The 25872-nt window shown below is 33.9% G+C and carries 23 protein-coding genes; 10 read left to right on the top strand and 13 right to left on the bottom strand.

The genetic code is table 11. The features are described 5' to 3' along the window. The first annotated feature begins 13 nt into the window (after positions 1–13). The 5 genes from Spiro2_RS06665 to Spiro2_RS06645 are packed head-to-tail and all read left to right on the top strand — an operon-like array spanning position 14 to position 4748. A complete protein-coding gene (locus Spiro2_RS06665) occupies positions 14–1267 on the top strand; it encodes an aldo/keto reductase (RefSeq protein ID WP_338634890.1) in 1254 nt (417 codons plus the stop codon). A gap of 34 nt (positions 1268–1301) precedes the next feature. Continuing rightward, positions 1302–1937, top strand: coding sequence for a MotA/TolQ/ExbB proton channel family protein (locus Spiro2_RS06660; protein ID WP_338634889.1), 636 nt, complete (start codon positions 1302–1304; stop codon positions 1935–1937). A gap of 17 nt (positions 1938–1954) precedes the next feature. Beyond that, the gene (locus Spiro2_RS06655) at positions 1955–2380 is read left to right on the top strand and encodes a biopolymer transporter ExbD (RefSeq protein ID WP_338634888.1); all 426 of its coding nucleotides are present in this window, start codon (positions 1955–1957) and stop codon (positions 2378–2380) included. A 36-nt stretch (positions 2381–2416) separates the two neighbouring features. Continuing rightward, positions 2417–3739 (top strand): glutamate-cysteine ligase family protein, encoded by a 1323-nt coding sequence (locus tag Spiro2_RS06650; RefSeq protein WP_338634887.1) that lies wholly within the window; start codon positions 2417–2419, stop codon positions 3737–3739. A 40-nt stretch (positions 3740–3779) separates the two neighbouring features. Then, positions 3780–4748: a DMT family transporter gene (locus tag Spiro2_RS06645; RefSeq protein WP_338634886.1), complete on the top strand. Its 969-nt coding sequence runs from the start codon at positions 3780–3782 to the stop codon at positions 4746–4748. Here Spiro2_RS06645 and Spiro2_RS06640 read toward each other — a convergent pair. Both Spiro2_RS06640 and Spiro2_RS06635 read right to left on the bottom strand, forming a co-directional pair. Then, entirely contained in the window at positions 4728–5249 is a 522-nt protein-coding gene (locus Spiro2_RS06640; protein WP_338634885.1) for a hypothetical protein, read from the bottom strand. The two genes, Spiro2_RS06645 and Spiro2_RS06640, sit on opposite strands and share 21 nt — an antisense overlap. Further along, the gene (locus Spiro2_RS06635) at positions 5224–7131 is read right to left on the bottom strand and encodes a DUF4301 family protein (protein WP_338634884.1); all 1908 of its coding nucleotides are present in this window, start codon (positions 7129–7131) and stop codon (positions 5224–5226) included. Before Spiro2_RS06635 ends, Spiro2_RS06640 begins: the two co-directional genes overlap by 26 nt. Before the next feature lie 139 nt (positions 7132–7270). Here Spiro2_RS06635 and rlmN point away from each other — a divergent pair, with 139 nt between their 5' ends. Beyond that, the gene (gene rlmN, locus Spiro2_RS06630) at positions 7271–8347 is read left to right on the top strand and encodes a 23S rRNA (adenine(2503)-C(2))-methyltransferase RlmN (RefSeq protein ID WP_338634883.1); all 1077 of its coding nucleotides are present in this window, start codon (positions 7271–7273) and stop codon (positions 8345–8347) included. Positions 8348–8352: 5 nt separating this feature from the next. Next, positions 8353–9462: a tRNA dihydrouridine synthase gene (locus Spiro2_RS06625; protein WP_338634882.1), complete on the top strand. Its 1110-nt coding sequence runs from the start codon at positions 8353–8355 to the stop codon at positions 9460–9462. On the opposite strand, the gene Spiro2_RS06620 is transcribed toward Spiro2_RS06625, so the two are convergent. Further along, complete coding sequence (locus Spiro2_RS06620; protein WP_338634879.1) at positions 9459–10076, bottom strand: energy transducer TonB; 618 nt, start codon at positions 10074–10076, stop codon at positions 9459–9461. The two genes, Spiro2_RS06625 and Spiro2_RS06620, sit on opposite strands and share 4 nt — an antisense overlap. Then, complete coding sequence (locus Spiro2_RS06615; RefSeq protein WP_338634878.1) at positions 10037–11167, bottom strand: glycoside hydrolase family 3 N-terminal domain-containing protein; 1131 nt, start codon at positions 11165–11167, stop codon at positions 10037–10039. The genes Spiro2_RS06620 and Spiro2_RS06615 overlap by 40 nt, the downstream gene beginning before the upstream one ends. Positions 11168–11224: 57 nt before the next feature. Here Spiro2_RS06615 and Spiro2_RS06610 point away from each other — a divergent pair, with 57 nt between their 5' ends. Then, entirely contained in the window at positions 11225–12730 is a 1506-nt protein-coding gene (locus Spiro2_RS06610; RefSeq protein WP_338634876.1) for a glycerol kinase GlpK, read from the top strand. A 10-nt stretch (positions 12731–12740) separates the two neighbouring features. Here Spiro2_RS06610 and Spiro2_RS06605 read toward each other — a convergent pair whose 3' ends face one another. The 3 genes from Spiro2_RS06605 to Spiro2_RS06595 form a co-directional block, all read right to left on the bottom strand. Next, on the bottom strand, positions 12741–13505 hold the full coding sequence (locus Spiro2_RS06605; RefSeq protein ID WP_338634875.1) for a tryptophan 2,3-dioxygenase family protein: 765 nt from the start codon (positions 13503–13505) through the stop codon (positions 12741–12743). 96 nt (positions 13506–13601) lie between these two features. After that, positions 13602–14792, bottom strand: coding sequence for a hypothetical protein (locus Spiro2_RS06600; RefSeq protein WP_338634874.1), 1191 nt, complete (start codon positions 14790–14792; stop codon positions 13602–13604). 111 nt (positions 14793–14903) lie between these two features. Further along, positions 14904–15137 (bottom strand): KH domain-containing protein, encoded by a 234-nt coding sequence (locus tag Spiro2_RS06595; RefSeq protein ID WP_422398034.1) that lies wholly within the window; start codon positions 15135–15137, stop codon positions 14904–14906. A gap of 219 nt (positions 15138–15356) precedes the next feature. On the opposite strand from Spiro2_RS06595, the gene Spiro2_RS06590 reads away from it, so the two are divergent. Continuing rightward, positions 15357–17120 (top strand): hypothetical protein, encoded by a 1764-nt coding sequence (locus Spiro2_RS06590; protein WP_338634871.1) that lies wholly within the window; start codon positions 15357–15359, stop codon positions 17118–17120. Here the strand turns inward: Spiro2_RS06590 and Spiro2_RS06585 are convergent. The 6 genes from Spiro2_RS06585 to Spiro2_RS06560 form a co-directional block, all read right to left on the bottom strand. Then, positions 17035–17637 (bottom strand): hypothetical protein, encoded by a 603-nt coding sequence (locus Spiro2_RS06585; protein ID WP_338634868.1) that lies wholly within the window; start codon positions 17635–17637, stop codon positions 17035–17037. The two genes, Spiro2_RS06590 and Spiro2_RS06585, sit on opposite strands and share 86 nt — an antisense overlap. A gap of 200 nt (positions 17638–17837) precedes the next feature. Further along, the gene (locus tag Spiro2_RS06580; protein WP_338634866.1) at positions 17838–18383 is read right to left on the bottom strand and encodes a phosphatase PAP2 family protein; all 546 of its coding nucleotides are present in this window, start codon (positions 18381–18383) and stop codon (positions 17838–17840) included. Between the two features lie 12 nt (positions 18384–18395). Beyond that, a complete protein-coding gene (gene tkt / locus Spiro2_RS06575) occupies positions 18396–20483 on the bottom strand; it encodes a transketolase (RefSeq protein WP_338634862.1) in 2088 nt (695 codons plus the stop codon). Positions 20484–20579: 96 nt separating this feature from the next. Then, positions 20580–21284: a hypothetical protein gene (locus tag Spiro2_RS06570; protein WP_338634859.1), complete on the bottom strand. Its 705-nt coding sequence runs from the start codon at positions 21282–21284 to the stop codon at positions 20580–20582. Positions 21285–21331: 47 nt separating this feature from the next. Further along, positions 21332–21589 (bottom strand): glutaredoxin, encoded by a 258-nt coding sequence (locus Spiro2_RS06565; protein WP_338634856.1) that lies wholly within the window; start codon positions 21587–21589, stop codon positions 21332–21334. Positions 21590–21701: 112 nt separating this feature from the next. Further along, positions 21702–23354 carry an ArnT family glycosyltransferase gene (locus Spiro2_RS06560; RefSeq protein WP_338634854.1) on the bottom strand — a complete coding sequence of 551 codons (1653 nt, stop codon included), beginning with the start codon at positions 23352–23354 and terminating at the stop codon, positions 21702–21704. Positions 23355–23519: 165 nt separating this feature from the next. Between Spiro2_RS06560 and Spiro2_RS06555 the strand changes: the two genes are divergently transcribed. Further along, positions 23520–25859: a hypothetical protein gene (locus Spiro2_RS06555; RefSeq protein WP_338634852.1), complete on the top strand. Its 2340-nt coding sequence runs from the start codon at positions 23520–23522 to the stop codon at positions 25857–25859. The last annotated feature ends 13 nt before the right edge of the window (positions 25860–25872 follow it).

Raw genomic sequence — 25872 nt, 5'->3', positions numbered from 1 at the left:
AAAGGAAATATTTATGTCTTGTCATCTTGGTTTTGCAACAGCCGATGCAACACAACCGTCTTCGCAAAGTTTGGGGCGTGTTTTTGAATCACGCAGACGATCTTTATATAAAGGAGGCCCTAAGGTTTCTCCTGTTGGATTTGGCACATATCGAGTTGGTTTTGCAAAACAATTGGGCTTTCCCGAATCGGCGAATGCTTTAGAAACCGCTCTGCGTAAAGGGTTAAATTTAATTGATACTAGCTCTAATTATGGATACGGCCAGTCTGAGTTATTAATTGGCAAAGCGTTGAGTAAATTGATTGCAGAAAAAGTGATTCAACGAGAAAATATTGTCTTGGTCTCAAAAGTTGGCTACATACAAGGGGCAAACATAGAATTAGCAAAATCGCTAGAATTACAAGGAAAAGGTTTTCAAGAAATTAGTAAATTTGGCGAAGAAACGTGGCATTGCATTCACCCTTCTTTTATTTACGATCAAATTGATCGAAGTTTAAGTCGTCTCGGTATAGAAACCTTAGACGTTTATTTGTTGCACAATCCTGAATATATGTTGAAACGTTTTGAACTTGATGGCATGGCGCAAGAAGAAGCACACACTATTTTTTATGAACGACTGCAAAAGAGTTTTATGTGCCTTGAGCAACTTGTTGCTTGTGGCAAAATAAAGTCTTATGGCATCAGCTCTAATAACTTAGGTGCTCCCATCGAAGAATTTTCTGCTGTTTCTATTAAAAGAGTGCATGATATTGCCAAATCAATTTCGTCTGATTCTCATTTTAAAGTTGTGCAAATGCCAATGAACTGGTTAGAAGTTTCGCCCGCTTTGTATGACATTGAGGGTACTGGTGAATCCACTTTGTCTTATGCCCAAAAGAATGACATCGGTGTCATGATCAACCGTCCTTTTAATGCGATGTTTAATGATGGGCTTGTTCGTTTGACGCGACCTAATATAAATCAAAAAGAGACACAAGATTTGGATGAGGGGATGCAAAGAGGGTTGGCAAATTGGTCAAAACTCGCTCATGATTTGGAAGCATTAGCAAAAATGCAATTAGAAGATGTGCCAGGCTATGATGATGCAACCTTATCTCAATATGTTGTCGCAACTCTCGCTTGGTATCCAGGGGTGACCAGTGTGCTTTGCGGAATTCGCAAAATAGAATACGTCACAGATGTTGAAATCGCATTACAACGCCCTGCATTGCCTAGAGCAAAAGAACATTTGGTTGATATTTACGAAAACTTAGAATTTACAGTTTAAGTTAAAGCAAAAAGCAACTTTGCGGAGAAAAATCATGAATGTAACCCAAGAATTTTTGAAAATCGCATTAGCAACAGGTGCACAGTGGGTGATGTATTTGCTGATTTTGTGTAGCATATTAAATCTAGCTATTATTATTGATCGCATTATTGCATTGCAAAAAACTCGAGGAGATTTTGGAGAGTTTATTAAAAATCTGACAGAACGGCTAAATTCTTCTGAGCCTATTGAGCAAACGTCAGCATGGTGTTCTGGACACAAAATGCTTGAAGCAAATGTTGCTGCTATTGGATTAATGCGTGCTAAAGATAGTATGAAAGCCGCAGAAGAGTCCATGAACGCCACAATGATTGCAGCCAAAACTAAGTTAGAAAAAGGGACGGTTGTTTTAGGAACATTAGGCAGCAATACACCATTTATTGGATTATTTGGTACAATAATTGGAATTATAGAAGCATTTCATGCACTTGCTACCGCAGCAAATCCCGGCCCCGAGGTTATTATGTCTTCAATTTCTGAGGCATTGGTGGCAACTGCCCTTGGAATTTTGGTGGCAATACCAGCTGTTGTTTCTTACAATTTTTTTAATCGCTCTATAAAAAAGAAAATAGCAAACAGTGATGCAACGTCTCGGATTATCATGACCCACTTAGGTTCTAATAAAAAATAAAGTTGAGGTGTTTGTTTATGGCTGGTAGCAATAAAATTGGTGGCGATGATGAGCCAATTGTTGACATCAATATCACTCCATTTGTTGATGTGGTTTTGGTGTTGCTTGTTATTTTTATGGTAACAGCGCATTTTTTAGTGAATAAAGGCATGAAACTCGAACTTCCTAAAGCAGCTTCTGCAGAAAAGTTAGAAAATCAAAAAACTTTTAATATCTCTATCGATAAAAATGGAAGCATTATGCTGGATGGAAAAATTGTTGCCATAGAACAATTAAAAGAAATAGCAAAAAATGCAATTCTGTTAAAACAAAAAATTGTAGCAATGATTAGTGCTGATAAAAGTGCGGAATATAACTCAGTTGTAACAGTTATGGATGCACTGCGGACTGAAGGCGTTTCTGATTTTGCTCTGCAACTTGATCCTATTGTACAAAAAAAATAGGTTATCTTTTTGTTTTTTAATGCGGAGCTTTTTTTAATGGTTAATTTTACTCAGTTAGATGATAAATTGTGTTCTCGAGTTTGGGTTCAAAGTATTAAAAGCACTCGAAAAGATACAGAAAAAATAGGCATAGAAATGGAAATGCATGCCTATGACACGCAAACTTTATCTCCAATTGGTACCTCCTCTTCAAAAATTGAGATCCAAGCCTTTTTAAAACGTATTGCAGAAGTGTCTAATCCTTTAAAAATTAAATACGACGAATCCTCCTCCTTAATTACAGATATTTTTTTTAAAGAGGGAGGAAATGTGAGCGTTGAACCAGGTGGGCAGTTAGAATTTTCATCGGCTCCGTTCGAAAAAATTTCTGATTTGGTGACAAATGTTGTTCATGGATTAAAAATTATTGAAACTGCTTCAGATGGAAATTTGGTTTTTTTATCGCATGGCACAAATCCAATCGCTTTAGATGATCACCCTTTATTATTGCCAAAAGAACGTTATCAAATTATGACGCGTTATTTTCAGTCTGCACCGCAATTACGCGGTATAGACATGATGCGGCATACAGCAACAGTTCAAGCAAATTTAGACATTTTTGGTGATAAAAACTGGCAAGATGCCGTGAATTTAACCTTAATTCTGATTCCTCTGACTAGACATCTTTTTGCAAATTCAAAATTTTTCAAAAATAAAAAAATAACGACTTATTCGGAACGCCAAGAAATATGGAAAAAAATGGATCCCTCTCGTTCAAGAATACCCGCTCAGTTATTGTTTGCAGAAAATATAGAATGTGCGTATGCACAGTGGGCCAAAAAAGCGTATGTCTTTTTTATTGAGGGTTTACCAATTCACGAGCAGCCATTGTACCAGGAGTTAACTTTTGAGCAATGGTTTAAGAATGGGTATAAAGGGACAAGGCCAACAATTGAAAGTTGGGAAAATCATTTGGCAACTTTATTTCCCGATCTCCGTTTGCGTGATTTTTTAGAAATTCGTCATATTGATGCGCAGCCTTTTGAGCATTCTTTAGCTCCCGTCGCTTTTTTTTATGCATTATTAAAAAACAATAAAACCAGAAGAAATACCTGGAAAATTTTAAAAAAATTTCATATTGATTTGAATAATATAAAAAAATCCGACATCAACAATCTCGAAATTTCTCATGCTCTGCTTGACTATGCAGAAGATGTGCTGCTTTCTCTCAATGAGACAGCTGGTATGAAAGCCGTTTCAGCTTACCGAAGATTTATCGCTCAAAAAGAAGATTATTGGCAAGAAATCGATGCTTTTAACTTTGTTAGAAAAAATGTCACGTCAAAGCCTTCTATTGATTTTTTAAAATTTCTTGTATAAGAAATAATGACAAATTTATCGAAAAAGGTGAATTGTGAACGTGCATTTGAGTAAAAATTATTTAATAGGTGTTTTTGAGATGCTGCTTGCCAACTTATTTGTTGGCATTAACGTTGTCTTAAATAAATTTATAGTCGGTAAGGTGCCTATTCTGGTTTTGCTTGAAATTCGTTATTTATTTGGAATTTTAATTTTGTTTTTTGTTACTTACATTGTTAAAAGAAATTTTGCTTTTTATTTAACTAAAGAAAGATTTTCTAAAAAAGACTGGATAGTTTATTTATTAATGGCTTTATCTGGTGGGGTGATTTTTAATTTAATTTATATTTTAGGTCTTGACAAAACAACAGCAACATCTGTCGGTATTATTGGGAGTTCTCTTCCTACATTGATAGCAATATTTTCTTTTTTTATTTTAAAATACCCATTAAAAAGAGTGCATCTGGCTTCAATTGTTTTAGTTTTTATCGGTGTTATGTTTTTAAATATTAATAAAATACATCTTAATGGTGAGTTATCACTTCATGTTTTAGGTTCATCAAGTATGGTGATTGGGAATATTATTGTTTTTATTGCTATGATACCTGAAGCATTATTTACTGTATTTGCAAAAATGATCAATATCAAAGTGTGTCCGTTAGTTTCTGGATTGCTCATAAACTTATTCAATGCAATAGTGTGTTTGCCTTTTTTTATTTATTATTGTTGTAATGGTTTTAATATCTTTACTTTAGAGGCTAATATTTGGGTATTTAGTTTTTTGATTGGATTATTTAGCGGGGCTTTGTTTTACGTATTTTATAATAAAGGGATCGCTAAAATTGACACTAGTACTGCTGCATTACTAACAGGAGTTGTTCCTATTAGCGCTGCAGTATTTGCAATACTTTTACTTAACGAGCCTTTTGGATTAAATACTTTTTTAGGGATATTTTGTGTTTTAATTTCTATTATTATTGGTGTTAAGTATAGTGAAACTTCAAAGGTGTTATTTCATAGAGTCCGATAAAAGTATTAGCATTTCGCTCATTTGTGCTACAGATAACGTTTTTTGATTGTCAGAAACTCTCACATAGTTTTCATCCAGTATTTTAAATTCCCCAATAATATCACTTTTAAGCACAAAATAGGGGGTTAAAGCATTGTCTTCTTTAGTGCTTCCTAAATGTTGATAAACACGGGTTGCTCTGTACATATTTAAAGTATCAAAAGTTGTATTTGGTTCAATTAAAAATCCAGCATTTCCTGGGATATATATAAATAAATAACGTTTGTCTTTGTGTGTTGTATTTGTTTTATTTTTAGATTCGTCTGAATACTGGCCAAATAATATTTGAACTTTACTAAAAAAAAGATCATCATCAAGATCTTTTTGCAATGTTAAATATTTTAAATCTTGTTCGAGTTGAGATTTAAGAGCAGAAAATAAGGTAAGAGCTACTTGCTTTGTTTGTAATTGTGCATCAATAATTCCATGTTTTGATTTAAGAAATAATTTCGTCAAATCCATAAGAGTGCCTACTTTTACCTATGGTGTCTGCATAAGATTTGTGTGGATGAAAAAGAGAACGAGGAACTTCAATAAACAATAAATTTGTTACTGCAGAGTTTCCAATAAGTTCATACAACACAGTTTCATGGTAACACACTGGATTCCCCATGTGTTCCCTTTGTGTTAATAACCAAAAACGTTCGTCAAAAAGTTTTGCATAATTAACTTTTTTTCCTATTTTTTCTTTTTCATTTTTAGAAATATCATGAGTTCTTAACTCAAAAAATACCAATACAGGATTAAAGTGAGTGACTTTACCATTGTCACCAAAATAATTTTTACAATCATTTTCTGAGGCATGAGGCATTTCTAGACATAATTTAATATTTGAGTTGTCTTGTAACTTTACAAAAACGGGACCGCCTCCTGTATCATTTTTTTCTTTTTGAACAACGCCAAAAACGGATAAAGGATTTTCTAATTTATCTAAAAGTTGTATCCATGTTGTTATATTATAATTTTGAAATTCATCTAATGGCCAATGAAATAGTTGTCCAAGAGTTTTTATAATTAACAAAAATGAAATAGATTGTTCTTGTTGATAACAATTTAATAATTCTTTATGTAAAGAATTATTATTTATAAGCTTAGAAAAATAAAGCAGAATATTAAAAACTTCAATGTCACTAATTTTAGCTTTATGGAGATTATTTTTATTTTCTACTATGATTTGGATCTGTAACCGCAAATATTCTAGACACTGGCGCACTACTTTAAATACTTTACTTAAATTTAGCAATGCATCTTGCTGCGTTTCTTGTGTTCCAATAATATTATCAATATTTCTGATGTGCAAACATTCAGCTTCCGGAAAGCTATCTGCGATATCATTAAAAAGGTGAATAAGCTCTCCATGTCCTGCAGAAACAAGAGAAATATTTCCATTTGAATCAAGGTAAGGCTTTCCATCTATATGAAAGCGAATTGTTGATAAATCAAAACCTTGTTCTAAAACAATCCAGTTATTGACATAATTTTTATAATTTACATTATTATCAATGTTGGATATATATTTTTGATCGGTAAAATTAGATATTATTTTTTGAATTTCTAATTCAAAATTATTTTTCATTTCTGGTGGCACAATTAATACATTTCCTAAAGAATGAAAAAGATGAAATTGTTCTATAATTTTAAGCTTTAAAAAAGTATCATTCTCATTTGTAGCAGGAAGTAAAGCTTTAGGGATGTTTTGATAGTTTTCTAGTATAAAATTAGAAATTGTATATGTTACCAAAATATTGTTAATGTGTTGTGACTTTATAATTGTATTTTTATTAAATAGTTGTGATTTTATAAAATTCACAGTATCAAAAATAGTATTGTTATTTTTATATAATTTTGAATTCATAGTTTTTTCTAAAAAAGAACTCAAAATAAAATTATTTAAATAATCTATAATTTGATTTCTTCTTTTTTCATTAATAATAATTTCATTTTTATTAATAAGTTTTTTTAATTCAGGAACTGTTTCTTCAATTGAATTTATTAATTTTTGTAAGTCACAAAAAAAACGTGCAGCAGCTCCTGCAGCAGGAATACATGTTACCAAAGAATTGCGGATCCATTGTTTTAAACATGTTGATTTAACAAAATTTAAATCAGTGTTATTGGTAATTTCGTTAAATACGGCATTTGATATAATGCCCCCATTTTCGATTGTGCATGCATCAGAAATAGGGATTGTTGTTTGAATATTATTATTTATTGCGTATAAAATACGTGAATGATGTATAGAAATTCGTTGAAAATTTAGTTTTTGATTATGTAAGTGTTTAGGTGTGACATTCATGAAGTTTTGGAAAATGTCTTGCGGTATGATTTCGTTTCTAAATTCCATTCAAAGTCTCCTAAATTTTCATAATAAATTGAGAAGATAGCATAAAACTTAATTAATGCAAAAAGAACTTGACCATCAATTTATACTTTGATTGAAAAGAAAACACCATTAAGGTGGGTAATATTAAGGTAAAAAAATTATGATTCCATTTTACGGTCAAAAAAGAGTTGCACTTGTTGAACTCCTCTCAAGTTTCTTTGGAAAAGCAAAGGCGCAGTTGCGCGCCGATACTATATTTCGCAATATTTATAAGCATAAAAAAAGTCAAGTTGATCATTTTATTGAGCTGAGTCAGGATGTTAAGAACTGGTTTGACGCACAGTTTTCTCTCGATTTGCCTTTAGAAATTGCCGAATATCAATGCAGTTCGCATGATGGTTCTGTTAAGTTTGTGATGCGCCTTAAACGTGATGGCAAGTTGATTGAAAGTGTTTTAATTCCAGAAAGAGGCAGACTGACCCAATGTCTTTCAACGCAAGTCGGTTGCGAGCAAGGTTGTCGTTTTTGTCAGACTGGTCGTATGGGGTTACAAAGGAGTTTGACTTCTGATGAGATTGTTGCACAGGTGCTTCTTGCAGAGCGTTGGCGTTCAGAAAATTTTGTAAATGATTTGTCTTCTTATCCTAGAGTGACCAATATTGTGTATATGGGAATGGGTGAACCTCTTGATAATATAGATAATGTGTTAGAAAGTACCACAATATTTTGTGATCCCCTTGCACTCAACTTTTCGCCCAATAAGGTTACAATCAGCACTGTCGGGCTTCTTCCTCAACTACAAAAAGTTCTTAATTATTCTAAAGTTGCGTTGGCATTGTCTTTGCATTCTCCTTTTGATGAGGAAAGAAGTAAAATTATGCCGGTTAATCTTAAGAGTCCCATAACCGAAGTTATTTCTGTATTAAAAGACTTTTCACAAAAATTCCCAAAAAGAAAATTTATGATTCAATACACATTACTACGTGGAATTAATGATACAACGGCGCACGCTCAAGCATTGATCGCATTGCTCACTGGCATATCTGTAAAAATCAATTTGATTCCATTAAATGAGCACACAGGCGCTTCATTTCGCCGCCCTGATTTAGGCAGAGTGTATGCTTTTCAAACCGAGCTTAAAAAAGCGGGTATGGTGGCTACAGTGCGTTTGTCAAAGGGAAGAGACATTCAAGCAGCGTGTGGTCAATTAATCAAAGATAAAATGGCAAAGGAATGAGTCCTGTGAATTTTTTTAATCAGCCTATACAAATTGGTGATTTAGTTGTTAAAAATCGTGTCTTTCTGGCTCCTCTTGCAGGAGTTTCTGACATTCCTTTTAGAAGAATTTGTCAAGAAATGGGTGCTGGATTGACTTATGTAGAAATGTTATCTGCTACGGCAATTGCATATCAAAATAAAAGAACTTTTGAAATGATGGCGCGCCATGCACAAGAATCTGTGCTTGGGGTTCAGGTGACAGGTCCTTGTTCCGAACAAGTGGCCTCCGCCATTCGCTATCTTGATAAGCAAGGATTTGATACCATTGATATTAATATGGGTTGTCCTGTTAAAAAAGTCGTCAATGCAGGGTGCGGCAGTGGTTTTCTCAAAGACCCGCAACGCATCACTGAAACAATCAAACAATCACGGGCAGCAACAAATCGCCCTCTTTCTGTAAAATATCGCATTGGCTATACTCGGGATGCTATTTCTGTTTCAGACACCACAGAGCGAGCGTTGCTTGAAAATGTTGATATGTTTACTGTGCATGGCAGAACGCGTTCTGAAGGCTATGAAACTCCGTGTGATCATAAAAATATTGCAAAAGCCATTGAAGTGGGCAAGCGATTTTCATCAAAAGTTGTTAAAGTGGGCAATGGAGATCTTTTTTCTTATTCCTCTGCATATTTGATGCAACACAATACACAATGCGATGCTGTGATGGTCAGCCGCGGTGCATTAGGAAACCCTTGGATATTTCAAGAAATATTAAACAATAAACCTGTTGCCCCAAGTTTCGCAGAATGGTTAGATTTGGTGATGCGACATATTTCGTATCAACAAGAGCATTATGGCAATAATAAGCTTGCTGCAATTTTAGCGCGTAAACATTTGCTTTGGTACACAAAAGGTTTTCCAGCAAGTAAAGCAGTTCGTGAAACATTAAATCGTGTAGAAAGTTTAGACGCCGCTCGCGAAATTTTAAAAAACTACGCAGCAAATATTGCAAATAGTACTCTAAGAAGTTTTTCAAATGGTTCGGAAGCAGTGCAAAGTTCTTATGATCCAAAATATGAAATGGATCGCGTTTTGGATCGTGGTGTGGGAGCAGAAGACTTGATTGTCAATTAAGGGATTATCTTCCAATTGATTCTTTTAATCACAGCTAAACTGGATTTTTCTTTTATTGCAGGTTTGCATTTTAAGGTTAATGCTACTTTTAATGCGACACTATCAACATTATAACCTGTTCCTCGCACCAACTTTGCTTTTGTGACCTTGCCATCTCCATCAATAGACACATCAATCGTAACAATACCACTTGTCACTCCTGCTTGAGTGGCATCATCGGTTAAATTGATTTCTGGTAATGTGCATGCCGCCGACTTATCGGCAACAGTTTCGTTCGCGTAGGCTTCATTCTGATCGTTTTGTGTTGTTTGCTCTGTTGGATTGGGTTGTGGGTTGCTTGTAACAGGTTGCGGTAGTGGTTTTTTTTGATCTACAGCAATTTGTTTTTGAACTTTTGGAGTATTGGGTTTTTGTTGTTTTGGTTTTGACTGTGGCTTATTGTTAACAATTTGTAAGTTATTATTTGTAAGAGAAATAGAAATTGTTTCGGGTTCAGGGACATGCATAAAAACCACTGCAAAATAAATACATGAATGTAAAAAAAAACTAATCAATAGAAAAAATGCAATATTTTCTAGTTTTGTTTTTTTGTTAAATTCAAAAAAATATTCCACGCTTTCTCCAACATCAATTTATGGAAAATTTTATCATTTTCCATTTTTTCAGCAATAGCATATGCAATTTTTGCTTCTCGAGTGATACTTTGGCAACTTAATAAAATATCACATCCAGCCCAAAGAGCATCTATTGAAGCCAATTTTAAAAAGTTATCCTCTTCATGACTTGAAACGTCAGAGCTTTCAGTAATAGATGATTCAATTTTTCTTTTTAAATTATAATGCTCAGCGATTGCATTCATTCGCAAGTCATCACTTAAAATTATGCCTTTAAAATTTAAATCATTTCTAAGATATTTTGTTAAAATAGTTTTGCTTAATGTGGCAGGATTTTTTGGGTCTAAACTTGGAACAATAACGTGCGCGCTTATAATAAAAGGAATATTGTCTTGAATGAGTTTTTGAAATGGTATCCACTCTCGTTGTTTTAATTGTTCTAGGCTAACATCACTCACACTGAGTTCTTTGTGGGAATCTGTTTTGGTGTTACCGTGTCCTGGAAAATGCTTTGCACAAGAAAAAATATTTTCTTGCATTAAAACATGATTTGCAAAACTTGCAAACTTAGTTACTGTTTGCGCATCTCTACCAAAGCATCGATCTCCAATTACAGGATTATTTGGTTCTGACAGGATATCTGCGACAGGACTAAGAATACAATTAACTCCAAGACTTTTTGCAATAAAAATTTGGTGTAAAAGTTGTCCTTCAAGTCCTATTAAATCATCATTATCTGCAAATTCAAGTGCTGGTTTTCCTCTAGGAAAAGGTAACGGTAAGCGAGAAACTCTTCCTCCTTCTTCATCAATAGAAACTATAAATGGCATGCGATAATTTGATTTTTTTTTTGCAATATATTTTTTTAAATTTGTAATGAGTTGCCTAGATTTAGAAAGGGTCTGAAAATTTCTTTTAAACAGAATGCATCCTGATGGCTTGATGATTTTAAATAATTCTTTTTCTTTTATACTAATGTCATCACTAGCGAGTGATGGCCATAAAAAAAATCCAGCTTGCTCAATAGTTGGTAATGAATAAAAATAATCTTGAAATTTTTTTGGAACAATTTGTTGTGTCTTTGATCTCACATTAGTATCCTCCTGACAAAGAATAGTATTATATTTTTAAAAAAGGAGTTAATGATTATGACAGATTTTATCCTTTCTATTGACGAAGGAACAACAGGAATACAATCTTCTTTATTTAGTATGAATAATTTTAGCATGTATGGAAATAACAAAATTGAGTTTCCCCAAATTTATCCGAAACCAGGATTAGTTGAGCATAATCCAAACGATATTTGGGAAACGACATTAAAGTCAATTAAAAATTGTCTTGATCTCGCAGTTTTACAAAACCATGAATTTTTAGTTAATAAAATAGCTGCTATTGGTATTACAAATCAACGCGAAACATGTTTAGCATGGAATAAAAAAACCGGCGAAATTGCAGGGAATGCGATTGTTTGGCAAGATAGAAGAACCGCAGAGTTTTGCGACGCATTAAAGCGAAACGAAAATATTAGAAAAAAAATTTTAAGCAAAACAGGATTGGTCTGTGATCCCTATTTTAGTGCTTCCAAAATGCACTGGATGCTCGAACATTATCCAAAAACAAAGCAATGGTCATTAATGGGTGATCTTGCATTGGGAACAATAGATTGTTACATTATTTGGAAGTTAACAGACGGCGTATCCTTTTTTACTGATCATACAAATGCAAGCCGTACAATGTTATACAACTTACACACTGGTCAATATGATGATGAACTTTTAGAGTTATTTTCTATTCCTCTTCAAGCTTTGCCTAAAATACAACCAAGCATTGGTTACTTAGGCGCAACAAAAAATGTGCATTATTTGCCAGATGGCATTCCAATTACTGGCAATTTAGGCGATCAGCAGTCTGCATTATTTGGGCAAAATTGTGTGCAATTGGGTGAAGCAAAAATTACGTTTGGCACAGGCGCATTCTTGTTGATGAATACTGGTGAAAAAATTGTTGAAGCCGATAATGGTTTAATTACAACCGTTGCCTATAGCACAAAAGTAAAAAGAATTTTTGCGCTAGAAGGTTCTGCTTTTATTGCGGGTGCCGCAGTACAGTTTTTACGAGATAATTTTGGTTGGATTAAGAATTCTGCAGAAAGTGCAGAACTTGCAATAGGCTATCCAAGAGATGAAGATGTGCTATTTGTGCCATCATTAGCAGGGCTAGGAGCGCCTTTTTGGAATCCAAATGCAAAAGGTGTGTTGTTTGGATTGACGCGGGGTTCACAACAATCTCAAATTATTCGTGCTGTTTTAGAAAGTATTGTCATGCAAAATGTGCAGCTACTCAGGCTTATGGAGCAAGTCAGTGAACATAAAATTACGCGTGTTGGTGTTGATGGTGGTGCATCGCAAAATGATTTTTTAATGCAGCTACAATCTGATATTTTACAAACAATTCTTGTAAGACCAGCAAATATTGAATCAACATCATTGGGCGCCGCAAGAGCTGCGAGTATTGGAATTTTAAATGAAGACGTTTCTTTTACTAAAGCGGAAATCGGTAAAGAGTTTTGCCCAATCATGCCCGAAGCCATTGCCAATGCAAATTTGTGTCGATGGCTTCAAGCGGTAGAGTGTGTGAATAATTTTTATAAGTAACTATTAACGATTATAAAACAGCATCTACTTTTTGCTCTGGCGTAATACTGTTTCTTTTGACACCATATGTATTGCCCCATAGAGCCGTCATTTGAGATTGAATTTCAAGAAGTTCTGGAAAAAGAGAGCGAGAAATTCTGTTATTTAATGCCGAAACAATGTTACCCTTTAAAGAGTATGCATTTAAGCCAATGCTTCTTCCAATAAGTTTTATATGAAAATAAAGAAATTTGTTGTATTTGTCGTCAAGTTCTAAAAAAGCTTCAGCAATTAAGTAAGTATCACAGTGATTGAAGTTTGAATTGTAAATTTTTTCAATTTTTTCATCAGAATTTTCTAAATAAATTTTTTTAAAAGTTTTCCATAAAATTGGTGCAATTTTTAAGAAACTATTAAAACCTGGTGAATCTTGTCCACTACCATTACCCAACTTTAATCTGATTTCTTGGTAAGCTTTAGGCGACATGGTGTGAAGGAGTTCTATAATTGATAATATATTAGATTGAGCTAAATGAGCACGCTGAAAAAGAGATAATATTTTATTTACGTTTTGTTCGAGAAGATTTTTATGAATTTCAAGTAAAGTATGATTTAATAATTTAAACATCAACTCTTCGCTTTGATGTACTATTTGAAATTGTAATTCATCAGGATTGCAAAGTTGTTCATGTGATGTTTGTAGTGAGAGAAGTTGTTTGGTTTGTAAATATATTTCGTAATCACTATTTCCCTGTGTTTCAATGCTTCTAATTAACTCATGATTTAACTCTGTCATGTTGTGTCCTTTATCATCCGTGAAAGTGTCCACTGCAAAATAATTTTAATATTTTTTTGATAACATATTTTTTTTAAATTTAAAAATAAAATTTCATTATGGTAAATTATAAGTGAAAGATACGGTTGCAGGGGTCGTTGCAGATTTATCCGAAGCTAGAAATCCTTCTTCATCGTTAATATAGGCCGATATTGTATAACTTTGTCCTTGCGAAAGTTGTACTGGTTCAGTAAAAAAATTTGAGTAAAAATTTTTACAACTTTGCATTTGATAAATGATTGTCCCTGAACTTAATTTGATTTCACATTGAAATTTAAATTTTCTTTTGTTAATCAGTTCGTTTGAATTATTTGTGATTGAAGATGGATAAAGATTAAACATTCCTGTTGTAGAATTTGGCGCTTGAATGCTGTAATTTGCAATATCGGGAAACCGAGGATTTCGTAACAAAACATCTCTTCGATATGCAATAGTTTGTTGGTTGTTTAAAAAACTATCTGTCGCTTCATTCATTGGAGAATAACTGCCGTCAACCATAAACAAATTATAAAACTTAGCGACTGAAGCGTTTTTGGTTAGAGTCGGTTGAATTGTTTGTTTGATCCCATCCGTTGAAACAATTTCAAAGTGAAATTGCGAAGAATTAGAATAAATAGGGATATTGATTGCAACGCGGCCTTCGCTATCGGCTGTATCTGAAAATGGCGTTTGTGTGCAAGGATCGCTGAGCTTTATTCCGCTTATAGGATCAATATAATAAATAGTCGCTCCTGCTGCAGGATTTCCTAAAATATTTTTAATTTTAAAGCCAAATTTATCAAAAGTAACAATATTAAAAGGATTTGGAAAATTAATTGGTATGGATGTTGTATTTTCATCTATTGTCAATTCTGTTTCAAATTCAGTATACAAAACATTTTCTGTTTCATTTTCAGAGTTATTATTAGAATTTGTATTAGAACAATTTGAAGGTGTTGTCGTTGTATAACCCATAGCTAAAAAACCTATTTTTATAGAAATTTTTCCAATTGGTAATGAAAGACTATTTGTACCAGATTTAAGTTCTGTATTTAATAAAAAACCACTATTATTTTTCATAGAGACTGGAATTTGAATTGGCCTAATAGATAGATAGCTGGATTTGTTGTTTAATGATGAATTTAAATGGTTTGGTTGATTAATTGTAATTTTTGTAAATTTAATTTTATTAGGAGAACAGGATTCTGTGATAAAAATTATAACAAATAAATACAATGCTATAAATTTTAAACCTATACGACTTTTCACGTTCGACTTCTTTTAATCAGATAGGGTTTACTGGATTGTAATTTTATCGGATATGATTTTATCTTGATTAAAAAAAATTTTTAAATTATTAGAATTTAATAAAAAATAATATTATTCATCAATTATATGAAGAATATATCTTTTATTTTGTTTTGCTGCGCCGCAATTTAAAATCGTGCGAATTGCATCTGCAGTTCTGCCACTTTTTCCTATAATTTTACCGACATCTTCTTTGGCGACACGCAATTCTATCACATTTGTTTGGGTTCCATTAATTTCATTGATTTCAACTTTATCCGAATTATCAACAAGAGATTTTGCAACAAATTCAATCAATTCTCGCATGGAAGAGGCAGAGGGAGAGGACATAAAAAGAAACTCCTTGTTAATTTAAAATACCGAGGCAAAAGAGACTCAAATATATCTATTTGATTTTATTGGATGTCATGCCCTATGGGCTTTAGCAACCAAGTCATATGTGTCTATCAACATCACATATGGTCGCTCAAGTTCCCATTAATCTAAACGATACCATAGATATAACTGATATGCGGAGGAATATCATTGGCTGTTGGGCAGTTTGAGTTAAAAAATGGATATTTGTTTGTTCTTGCCGAAGCTGCCGGTGGTATTTACAATGGGAGTCAATTGAGACTTATTTGTGATGTTGCTGATGATGTGTCGGTTTTTTTGAAAGTCACCGAAGATCAACGCATTGGTTTTATGGTGCCAAAAGAGAAACTTTTAGAACTTCACGCAAAACTAGCTAAATCAGGAATATTATTAAAACATTATCGTAATCATTCGATTCTATCACCTAAGGCATGTCTTGGTGAATTGTGCTCCAAATGCGAGCAGGATGCACTTGGTGATGCTATTGATATTTCACCTTTTTTAAACGAAAAATTTAAAGATTCTTTTACTGCTTTAAATATTGGAATGAATGGCTGTGCTGTCGCATGTGTGGCATCGGCGACTGATGATATTCATATTGTTGGCGATTCCCAAGGTTATAATATGAGTATTGGAGGCCGCACTTCTGGGGAACCGAAACTTGCCGAATCGGTGATAGAAGGTATTCCCAGAAGCAATATTGGGACAGCTATTTCATTGGTGTTAGAAACATACTCACAAAACAAGCAGGGTGCTGAAAATTTATCAGATGTTGTTTCTCGAATTGGCTTGCAAACTTTTAAAGAGGTTTTAGAAAAAAATCAGATCACGAGTGCCCAAGCAGTTCCTGCTGCAACAGAAGACGCCGCACCAGCAGCAGAAGGCATGGAAGAATCGTTAGAGGTTGCGCCAGAAGAGCCAGTTGTTGGGGATGCTGCCCCAGCAGCAGAAGGTGTGGATGAATCGTTAGAAGTTGCTCCAGAAGAGCCAGTCGTTGGAGATGCTGCCCCAGCAGCAGAAGGCGTAGAAGAATCGTTAGAAGTTGCTCCAGAAGAGCCAGTCGTTGGAGATGCTGCCACAGCAGCAGAAGGTGTGGATGAATCGTTAGAAGTTGCTCCAGAAGAGCCAGTCGTTGGAGATGCTGCCACAGCAACAGAAGGCGTGGATGAGTCGTTAGAAGTTGCCCCAGAAGAGCCAGTAGCCGCAGAAGCAGTACCTACAGAAGACACTCCTGATGAAGAAACTCCTTTAGATGTTTCAAGTTCTGAGCCACCTGTGTCCGAGGCATCATCTGAAGCGGCTATTTTAGAGTCTGATAGCGCTTCTGCTGAAGAATCTACTGATGCAAGTCCTGTTTCTGCCGAAGACGAAATAGCGATAGATGATGCTTCAGGAGGAAACGAAGCCATGAGCGATAAAGAAATAGCGGTCGAAGAAGGGGCTGTGAGTTCTGAGACAGAAAACTCCTCGGCAGAAATTAAAGATCTTGAGATTGTTGATGATACTGCTGAGGGCGCTCATTCATCCTCCGAATCAAGCGACCCGCAGCCAGTTGATCATGGAATGGGAGATGATGATCCCACAGGAAAAGGTGGTGCATCTGCTGTATCAGACAATTCAGGAGATGAGGTTGCTCCAATAGGACTTGATGAGGATGCTGATCCGTCTCACATTCCAACAAGCAATAAAAAAACTTCAATCCAAGTTAAAGGAAATTATTTTTCAGTTACATTATCAGATGGTTCCGATTTTACGATTCCATTTAAAACAATAGAACCAGGTAAAATTATAGAAATGCAAATAGAAGATGAAACTTTTTTAATAGAAAATATTGATGGAAAATTACAAGTTAAATATGGCGAGTTTGAGATTCATGTTCCTTTTTCCCATGGGGCTGCCGGCTTAGAAAGCGACGATACCGATTCTGCGGCTTAGTTTTCGTAATTTTTTCTAGTTCTTTTTCAATTTCAAGTAATAATTGCGGACTTTCTTTAGTCCAAACAAGTTTGTTTGGAAAGTTTTTTTTATACCATTTTAATTTGATTTCAGTTTTTTGATAATAGGTTTTATCACTCAATAGTCCAAAATGTTCCCAGTAGTAAGTTTTTTTCCCATGATAAATTGTAAAATCAGGATAATATGTTTTACCATCGGCGGTTAGTGGTTTTTCGTAAAAAAAAGTAATTTTTTGTTCATATAATTTTTCTGCAATAAAAACTTCACTTTTACTTCTTACTTTTAATCCAAAAGAAGTTAAAATATGCGGTGTTCCAAATTTATTGAATTTAGGTTTTGGTGTCTTAAATAAAATAAGTTTAAATTTTTGTATAGAATTTTTAATAAATGCGAAGCATTTTGTTATAATAAATTGAAATAAAATTATTAATACAGTATAAAAAATAAAACTAGTAAATTTATATAAGCCTTGATTTTGAAAAAAATAAGCTATCATAAAAAATATTAAAAAGCAAAAATTTATTATTCTTGTTTTAACTAAAAATTTTTTAAATAAAGAATGAAATAAAAGAATTAAGCAAGTAAAAACAATAAAAAATATTATTATTTTAAAATAATAAAACCAATCGCTATTTATCTCGGATAAGCTGCTAGGTAACATCCTTGTTCCCTGATATATAATTTAGTATAAAAAGACTATTTTTTGAATGGTCTTACAATCATTAAACCTAAGATTGTGCAAATTACAATTGATGCAACAACATCAGCCGGCCAATGAGCTTTTGAAAAAATTCTTGAAAAAGCAACGTAAAAAGCCAAAGGCAATACCACTAAAGCATATTTCCAGCCATACCGAATGCTTAAAAACACGCCTCCCAAGAATGCACCTGCTGTATGCCCACTTGGAAAGCTCATGTCTCCTCCTCGTGGACGTGTTGTATTAAAGCCAAGTAAGTCACTCAAACCAAGTTTGAGTGACCATATGATAATTAATACAGCAATTAAAAATTTTAGCATTTGTTTCGTGCCAAGAAAATCTTTTTTCCATAATAAAGGAACAACCACATAAAAAGGCAGTGCAAGTTGTAATATTGTTCCAATAGTTTCAATCCAGAAATCAAAATTTTGTTGATTGTAATATAAAATTTTAAATGTAAAAATACAAAATAATAGGAATGCATATATTATATTAGCATTTGTCTTGTTAATTTTTTCTAATGAATTGTATAATTTTTCTTTCATAGATTAGAAAAGCTACCTGATTTGTAAAAAATTTAAAATATTTTCTGACATTTTTTCGGGCGTAAAACCAAAATGTTGTGCCAATTTCTGGGCGGGTGCCGATTCTCCAAAATTCTTTAAACCAAAAATCTTTCCATCCCTGCCAACAATTTCTCCCCATCCCATGTGAGAGCCTGCTTCAATTGCAATGACTGGAATCTCTTTTGGCAGAAATTTGTTTAACCAAATTGGATTTTCAGGCAGTCTTTGCGGAATTGGCGCACTGATCACGCGAATAGAAATAGGTTTTTCATTTGGTTGCTTTTCTAACAGTGATGCTGTTTGGAGAGCGAGTCCGACTTCGCTTCCCGAAGCAACAAGAATGATTTTTTGTGCGTGAGCTGTGTTATTGAAATCTTTAACGATGTATCCACCGTTTACGAGTCCTTCATTGATTGTTCTTAATGTACGTGGCGAATCAATCAATTCGTCTAAATTATTGAGGTCTTGACGTGTTAATAAAAGTGCAGTTGGTTGTGACGTGCTTGAAACCGCAAATTCCCATGCAGCAAATGTTTCTATGGCATCAGCTGGTCGAATAACGTTTAGGTTAGGGATTGCTCTCAGTGATGCTGCGTGTTCGATAGGTTGATGGGTAGGGCCATCTTCTCCAACTGCATAGCTATCGTGAGTTAATATAAATAAAGTTGGGATTTGCATTAAAGCTGCTAAACGGATTGCTGGGCGCATGTAATCAGAAAAAACGACCATTGTAGCACAGTATGCACGCAGTCCTCCATGCAAGGTAATGCCGTTGCAAATGGCTGCCATGCCATGCTCACGCACACCAAAATGAATATTTCTGCCAGAAAAATCTGTTGCCGTTATAAACGAAGTATTGGGTAAAGTTGTTGCATTGCTACCTGCAAGATCTGCAGATCCTCCCACTAATGTTGGATCTGTGGCTGCTAACGCACACAGAGCTTTGCCACTTGCAACACGGGTTGCCATTTTAGCGAGCGCTGATTGCCAAGTATCATCATTAATTTTGCTGTTTATTGCTTTATTCGAATAAAAATGCAAGTTCCAAAGTTTTAGTTTTTCAGGGGTTTCTATTTCCCATTGTTGCATAATTTTTTCAAACGATTTTTTCCAATCTAAAACATGTTCTGAGCGAAGTTCCATCATTTTTTTTGCAGAAACGAGGCAGTAATCAGGAACAAAAAAAGGTTCTAAATTTGAAATTCCTAAATGTTGTTTTGCTTCTTTGACATCGTCTTCACTCATGGGATTGCCGTGAATTTTTGGTTTCCCTTCCCACTTTGGAGAGCCTTTGCCAGGTATTGTTTTGCAAATAATAAGCGTTGGTCCTGTTTCACCTTGAGGACGATTAGCGTTTGTTAAAGCCGTTTCCATTGCTTGAGAGAGGGAGTCAAAGTTGTTGCCATTTGCATAGAGAACATTCCAGCCGTAAGCTTCATAGCGTTGTGCAACATTTTCAGAAAATGAGATGTCAATTGTTCCATCAATAGTAATGTTATTCGCATCATAAAGGGTAATCAGTTTATTGAGTTTTAAATGCCCAGCAAAGCTTGATGCTTCGCTGCTCACACCCTCCATCAAGCATCCATCGCCTGCAATGACAAAAGTATTATGCTCAATCAGTTGATGATGTTGACTATTAAAGCGGGCTGCGAGCATTCTTTCAGCAAGCGCCATACCCACTGCATGAGAAATGCCTTGGCCTAAGGGGCCTGTGGTGCATTCGATACCTGGTGTATGCCCAAATTCGGGATGCCCTGGGGTAAGGCTGCCTATTTGGCGAAATTGAATAATTTCTTCTATAGGAAGTTTATACCCTGAAAGATGCAATAAAGAATATTGGAGCATGCTTCCGTGGCCTGCAGACAACACAAATCGATCGCGATTGAGCCATTGAGGGTTCTGAGGATCATGGCGCATCACTGCAAAATAAAGAAGGGTGCCCATTTCAGCACCCCCAAGTGGTAAGCCAATATGACCAGATTTCGCTTTCAAAACGGCATCCATGCTCAGTAGCCTTACTGCAAGCGCAATATTTTCTAACTCTTTTTTATGTTTTGAAACAAAATTTGACAACATAGAGACTCTCCACTTAAGAGTTGTTAATCTTCACATGAAAACGCCACAAAACTACATTTTGTGTTTATTTTTTTCAATCTCTCGTCACCTATTTTATCAATTGGTGCTTTTGGAACCGCGCTTCGGCATTGAAGCAAAAATTGTTTTTAGCACGTCGCTTGCTACTGTATTTGCAAAAGACATGACGGCATTATCAACAGCTTCTTGATATCGCAGAACATGAAGATCAGGAGTCCATTGCATGTATTTTACTGTTTTGCCGTCTGTATCTCCAATTTCATGAAAAGAAATTGGTTGAATATTTTTTGAACTGTATTCCTTAGCCCAAATTACATTTCCAGTATTGAGGTCTATGGCTTTAATTTCAGCAATAAGTGATAATTCCTCTTTTGCAGGAGAAATGTTTGGTTGATTGAGTGAATAAGGGACATTTGCTTGATTCGTCAGTTCTGGATGAATTTTAGAGCATAGATAGGCACCGTTTGCAATCGAAGCGGCAGAGGGATTTTTGCAGTCATCTACAGCAATAATGTTTTGCAAGCGATCTGTTATTTTGATAAAAAGTGCCCATTGAGCATGATTGATATCTGTTAACTGTAAATCTGTTCTTAAAGAAAGTTCTTTACGGATAGCTTGAGTTAATCTGCTAGAATTGCCAGAATAAATAGAATTATCAATTGCTGCTGGCACGTATACTTTTGCATACTCTTCTGGGATGTGATTTTGAAAATTACTAAACCCAATAACGCAGGCAGAGCAATTTAATGAGATCACTAAAAGAATAAAGATTTTTTTTGCCATTTTAAAACTTTTTTTAAAAAATGTGTTATTTAGGAACATAAATTTAATTAAGAATGAATTAAGCTTAAAAGTTTTCCCTCTCTGTGTAGTTTGTTTGTATCATCAAAACCACCAATAAATTTATCGCCAATAAATACCATGGGTACAGTTCGCCAACCGTTATTTTCTTGCGAAAGTTTCGCTCTGAGTTCAGAATTGTTATCAAGATTGATTTCTTCGTATTCAATGTTTAAATTTTTAAAAAGATTTTTTGCAGAGTTACAGTATGGACAAACTGTTGTTGTGTAAATTTTAACTTTTTTCAAGTGATTCTCCTTTGAATTGAAGCCAGCAAGCAACAAACAAATGCTGTTTTAAAATAGAATGTTAAAACTAACAAGGCTTGATTGTCATCTTTTCTATGTCCGATCAATTTGTTTAATATCTGATATTTATTAGAGTGTTTTCATAAATTTTTCTAAGAACCCCTTCTTCTTTTAAACTTCCTTTAATAAAAACAATGTTTTTTCCTGTATAAGGAGAGAGAGTAAATTTTTTTATTTCTTCAACATTCATAATTTTAAATATTTCATTTGCCTGAAAATGATCTTGACTACCTACAATAATAATTTTGCACTCAGCCAGCTCATAAAGTTTATCACGCCAAGTATAAAATGAACTGTTATCGAAATCAAAATTATAAATTTTTGGTTGATGTTTAAAATGAAATGCCATTTGTGCTGTCCAAAACCACTTGAGTGAGGCAATTTCATACTCATTGTCACATTTTTTTGAAACTAATTCATTTTGTTTATATTCATTTAAGGAAAGCAATATATTTTGTTGATCTTGCATAAAAATTTCTAAGTCTTTCCATATATAAAACTGAAAAAGAGTATCAGAATTTCCATTAATGTATGCATAAGTTCTTATTATAAAATTATTAATAAAATTAAAACTCAATAAAGTTGGAATTATAATTGAAATTGCAAATGATAAGTAAAATAATTTTTTCCAAATTGATTTATATTTTGATTGTAAAGGCTTCCAATTAATAGCAAATGCAGGGATTAAAAGTAAAAATCCAGGCATAACCCAGTGAGCAAGCGTTTGTTTACCCATTGAAGATATTAAAATTATTAAAAATAAAAAATAAAACGGGATTATCGAAAAAATTGCAGGAGAGTTATAGTATTTGTTTTTTTTGAGTTCTTTAAATGAAAAATAGAGTAAAGATATAAAAAACCAAGGCATTAAGTAAAGTGAAATACCGAGAAAAAATTTAAAAATTGTATAAAAACTAAAATTAAAATCAGAAAATCCATGTTGCGACTGAAAGCGAAATGAGGCATAATTGTTATTATAATTCCAAACAAAAACAGGACTGGAAATTACAATAGAAACAAAAATTGCGACAAACCAAAATTTATAGTCTTTAATGCTTGCACTAATGCCGCGAAAAACCAATGTCGCTATAAAAAAACCAATAGAAATTGGTAATGCATGATATTTTGATAGACCTGCAAGACCAAGAAAAATTCCCAATAATAAACCGTCTTTTATTGCTAAGGAAGAATTTTTATGTAAAGCTTTTCGGTTTGCTTTTAATAAATAAAATAATGCTCCAGAAATTCCAAATAATAACGGACCATCTGGAATTAACATCATTCCTTCAAGGCTAAATATAGGAATAAGTTGGCTGAGTATAAAAATAGAAATAACAGTTTCATTAGTTAATTGTCGATTTTTTATAATTTCAATTTCTCGAGCACATAAAATTAAAAATATAGTTGTAAAAAAATAAAAAATAGGAATAAATAAACGTACCCCAATTTCTCCAGAAAAAAGAAGTCCTCCTAGAAATGCGATCCAAGCAACAAAAGGTGGGGCGTCAACATAACTTAATTGTAACTGCCTTGACCAGTCCCAGTAATACGCTTCATCATTACCGATTGGAAAATTGGCAGACCAAAATAGTCTTAGTAAACAAGTCGCAATTAAAATTACCCATACCCAACTTTGTTTCCAATTAAATTGGCTATTAAACTTAATTTTTGTAAAAATATTTTTTTGAACGTACTTTTTGAACACAGTGTTTCCTTATCTATCAAATCTTCTTTCAAACAAGAAATAATAATTGTTAATTATCGAGTTGGCAAATTTTTATTTTTCTCAATTTTATGCTATCTTTTATCGTTGCATGATCATTGGCCGTAAAATTTTTTGTTATTAATTTTTTATTTTAGGTACAATTTTATGTTTAAAAATCGATTATCAACGATAATTTGCTTATTTTTTGTGCAAATTGTGTTTTGTTTTTCCCATGCGAATGCATGTGTTAAATCTCAAGATTTAAATAAAATTTGTATTGAAGGAATTGTTAAACAATTGGGATCAAAAAATCCTATTGCCGACGCGTTGATTATTGATCAAAGCAATCGTAATTCATTTGTTCGGACAAACAAAGATGGTTCGTTTGAGTTTTATATTGACAAATCGTCTTCTGGAATTTTAATTCGTGCCGACAATTTTCAAGATTTAACAATTGAAATTAAAAATGGAAAGCTTTTATCATCTTCTCCGTTTCAATTAGAACCAGCTCCCGTTTATGGGGGATTTGGAGTCATTCGAGCCAAGCAAAAAAATGAAATTTCCCAAAATACATTTCAACAAGAAGAATTTACCCAAACTCCAGGAGCGGGGCGGGATCCTGTAAGGGTACTGCAAACATTGCCCTCTGTTCTTCCTGCAAATGTAGGAAGTGCTGATCTGGTGGTTAGAGGTGGTTTGCCTGGAGACAACTCCTTTTTTTATGATGATTTGGTCTTTCCCTTTATTTTTCATTTTGGAGGTGCAGAAACAATTATTCCTCCAAAAATGATTGAAGCAATGGACTTTTTTCCAGGAAGTTTTAGTTCAAGATATGCAGATACTATTGGAGGAGTGATTCAATTAAAAAGTCAGAATACAACTCCAGAACGGTTGTCAGGTGAATATGATTTAGGTCTTGTTCAAACAGGAATTTACATGGAAGGGCGCCTTGATGCTCCTAAAACAGATACCACACAAACTCAGTCCGAAAATGTAACGCAACAAAACTCAAATGATAATGCCATAGGCTATAGACTTGGATTTAGAAGAACATATCTTGAATTATACAAACCACTTATTCAAAAAATCGCAGGGTCTTCAAGCTTTGTGACAATTCCGCAAGCAACGGACTATCAGTTGGTACTCAATGGCAATCATGCGTTAGGGACTTGGCAGGGTTATCTGGTTGGTGCAGCAGATAGAGCGTCTTTGTCGGCAAGCCTTGGTGACAGCACAACCGCAGATGGTAAAAATAAATTTTCTTTTTATAGCTATTTGCAAGTTTCTGGCGTGCGTTATAATTTAAATTTAAGTAACGATGTTGTGGTAAAATTTGTTTTTCAACAGCGGTATTTTTTATTTCAACAAGATATATTAGGAAACACATTAGATATCAAAAGCCATTTGTTTGGTATTGGCTTAATTGTTGATAAAAAAATAGATGAAAAATTATCATTTGGCGTGGGAGTTCGCCCAAAATACACCTACAATACGGTAGGCCTAAATGTTGTGCAATTTCCAAGCGGTGATCCCACTGTGTTTTTTGATCCAGAATTGGCTCCTCGAGTTTATCAATATTTAATACTATCACAATTATATGGCGATCTATTTTTTGATGTTACATATTCGCCAATTAAAAGCTTGACTGTAAATCCTGGAGTTAATGTTTTAATAGGAACTAATTCAAATCAAATAGGTATTGATCCAAGAATTGGCATTCGGTACGAACTCATAGAAGATCATATTTTAAAATTTGCTGCTGGATATTACAGTCAAATGCCTGCAGTACAATATAGCAGTTCATCTTATGGCAATCCCAAATTAAGCTTAGAAAGAAGCGCACAACTTGTGGTTGGATATGAAGTCAGTTTTTTAGAAAACTTTTCGGCCGATATTCAACTGTGGAGTAAAACAAGCCAGTCTTTAGTTGGTATGGCAGTAGAAAATCCAAATAATAAATTTGAAAATTCTATCAGTTCTCGCGCTAAGGGGCTTGAGATTTTTATTAAGAAAAAACCTTCTGATTTTTGGTTTGGTTGGTTGAGTTATGGAATCAGTACCGCAGAAATTAAAGATCCACTAACTGGCATTTGGCGTTATTCAGAATACGATAGAACGCATTCTCTAAATATTGTTTATGGGCAAAAAATTACTGGAAATTGGAAAGCTGGCGCAAAGTTTCAATTTTTAACAGGAGCTCCATATACTTCAATAAATTCTGGAATTTTTAATCAAAATACGGGTAAATATACACCACAACCCGATGGCAATATATATGGTATTAATAAAAATGATGCAAGAAACCCATTTATTATGCAAGTTGATTTTAGAACTGAGTATGATTTTTTGTATCCAGATTGGACCTTAACAACCTACTTAGATATTTTAAATGTTTTTAATAGAAAAAATGTATCTTTTGTAACGTATAATCAAGATTACTCAAAAAAAATAGAAATAACGTCACTGCCAATAATTCCAACAATTGGAATTATTGCAAAATTTTAATTTAGGGTGCTTT

The sequence above is a fragment of the Spirobacillus cienkowskii genome (assembly GCF_037081835.1).
GTDB classification, from domain to species: domain Bacteria; phylum Bdellovibrionota_B; class Oligoflexia; order Silvanigrellales; family Silvanigrellaceae; genus Silvanigrella; species Silvanigrella cienkowskii.
This window is presented reverse-complemented; position numbering and strand designations above follow the sequence as displayed.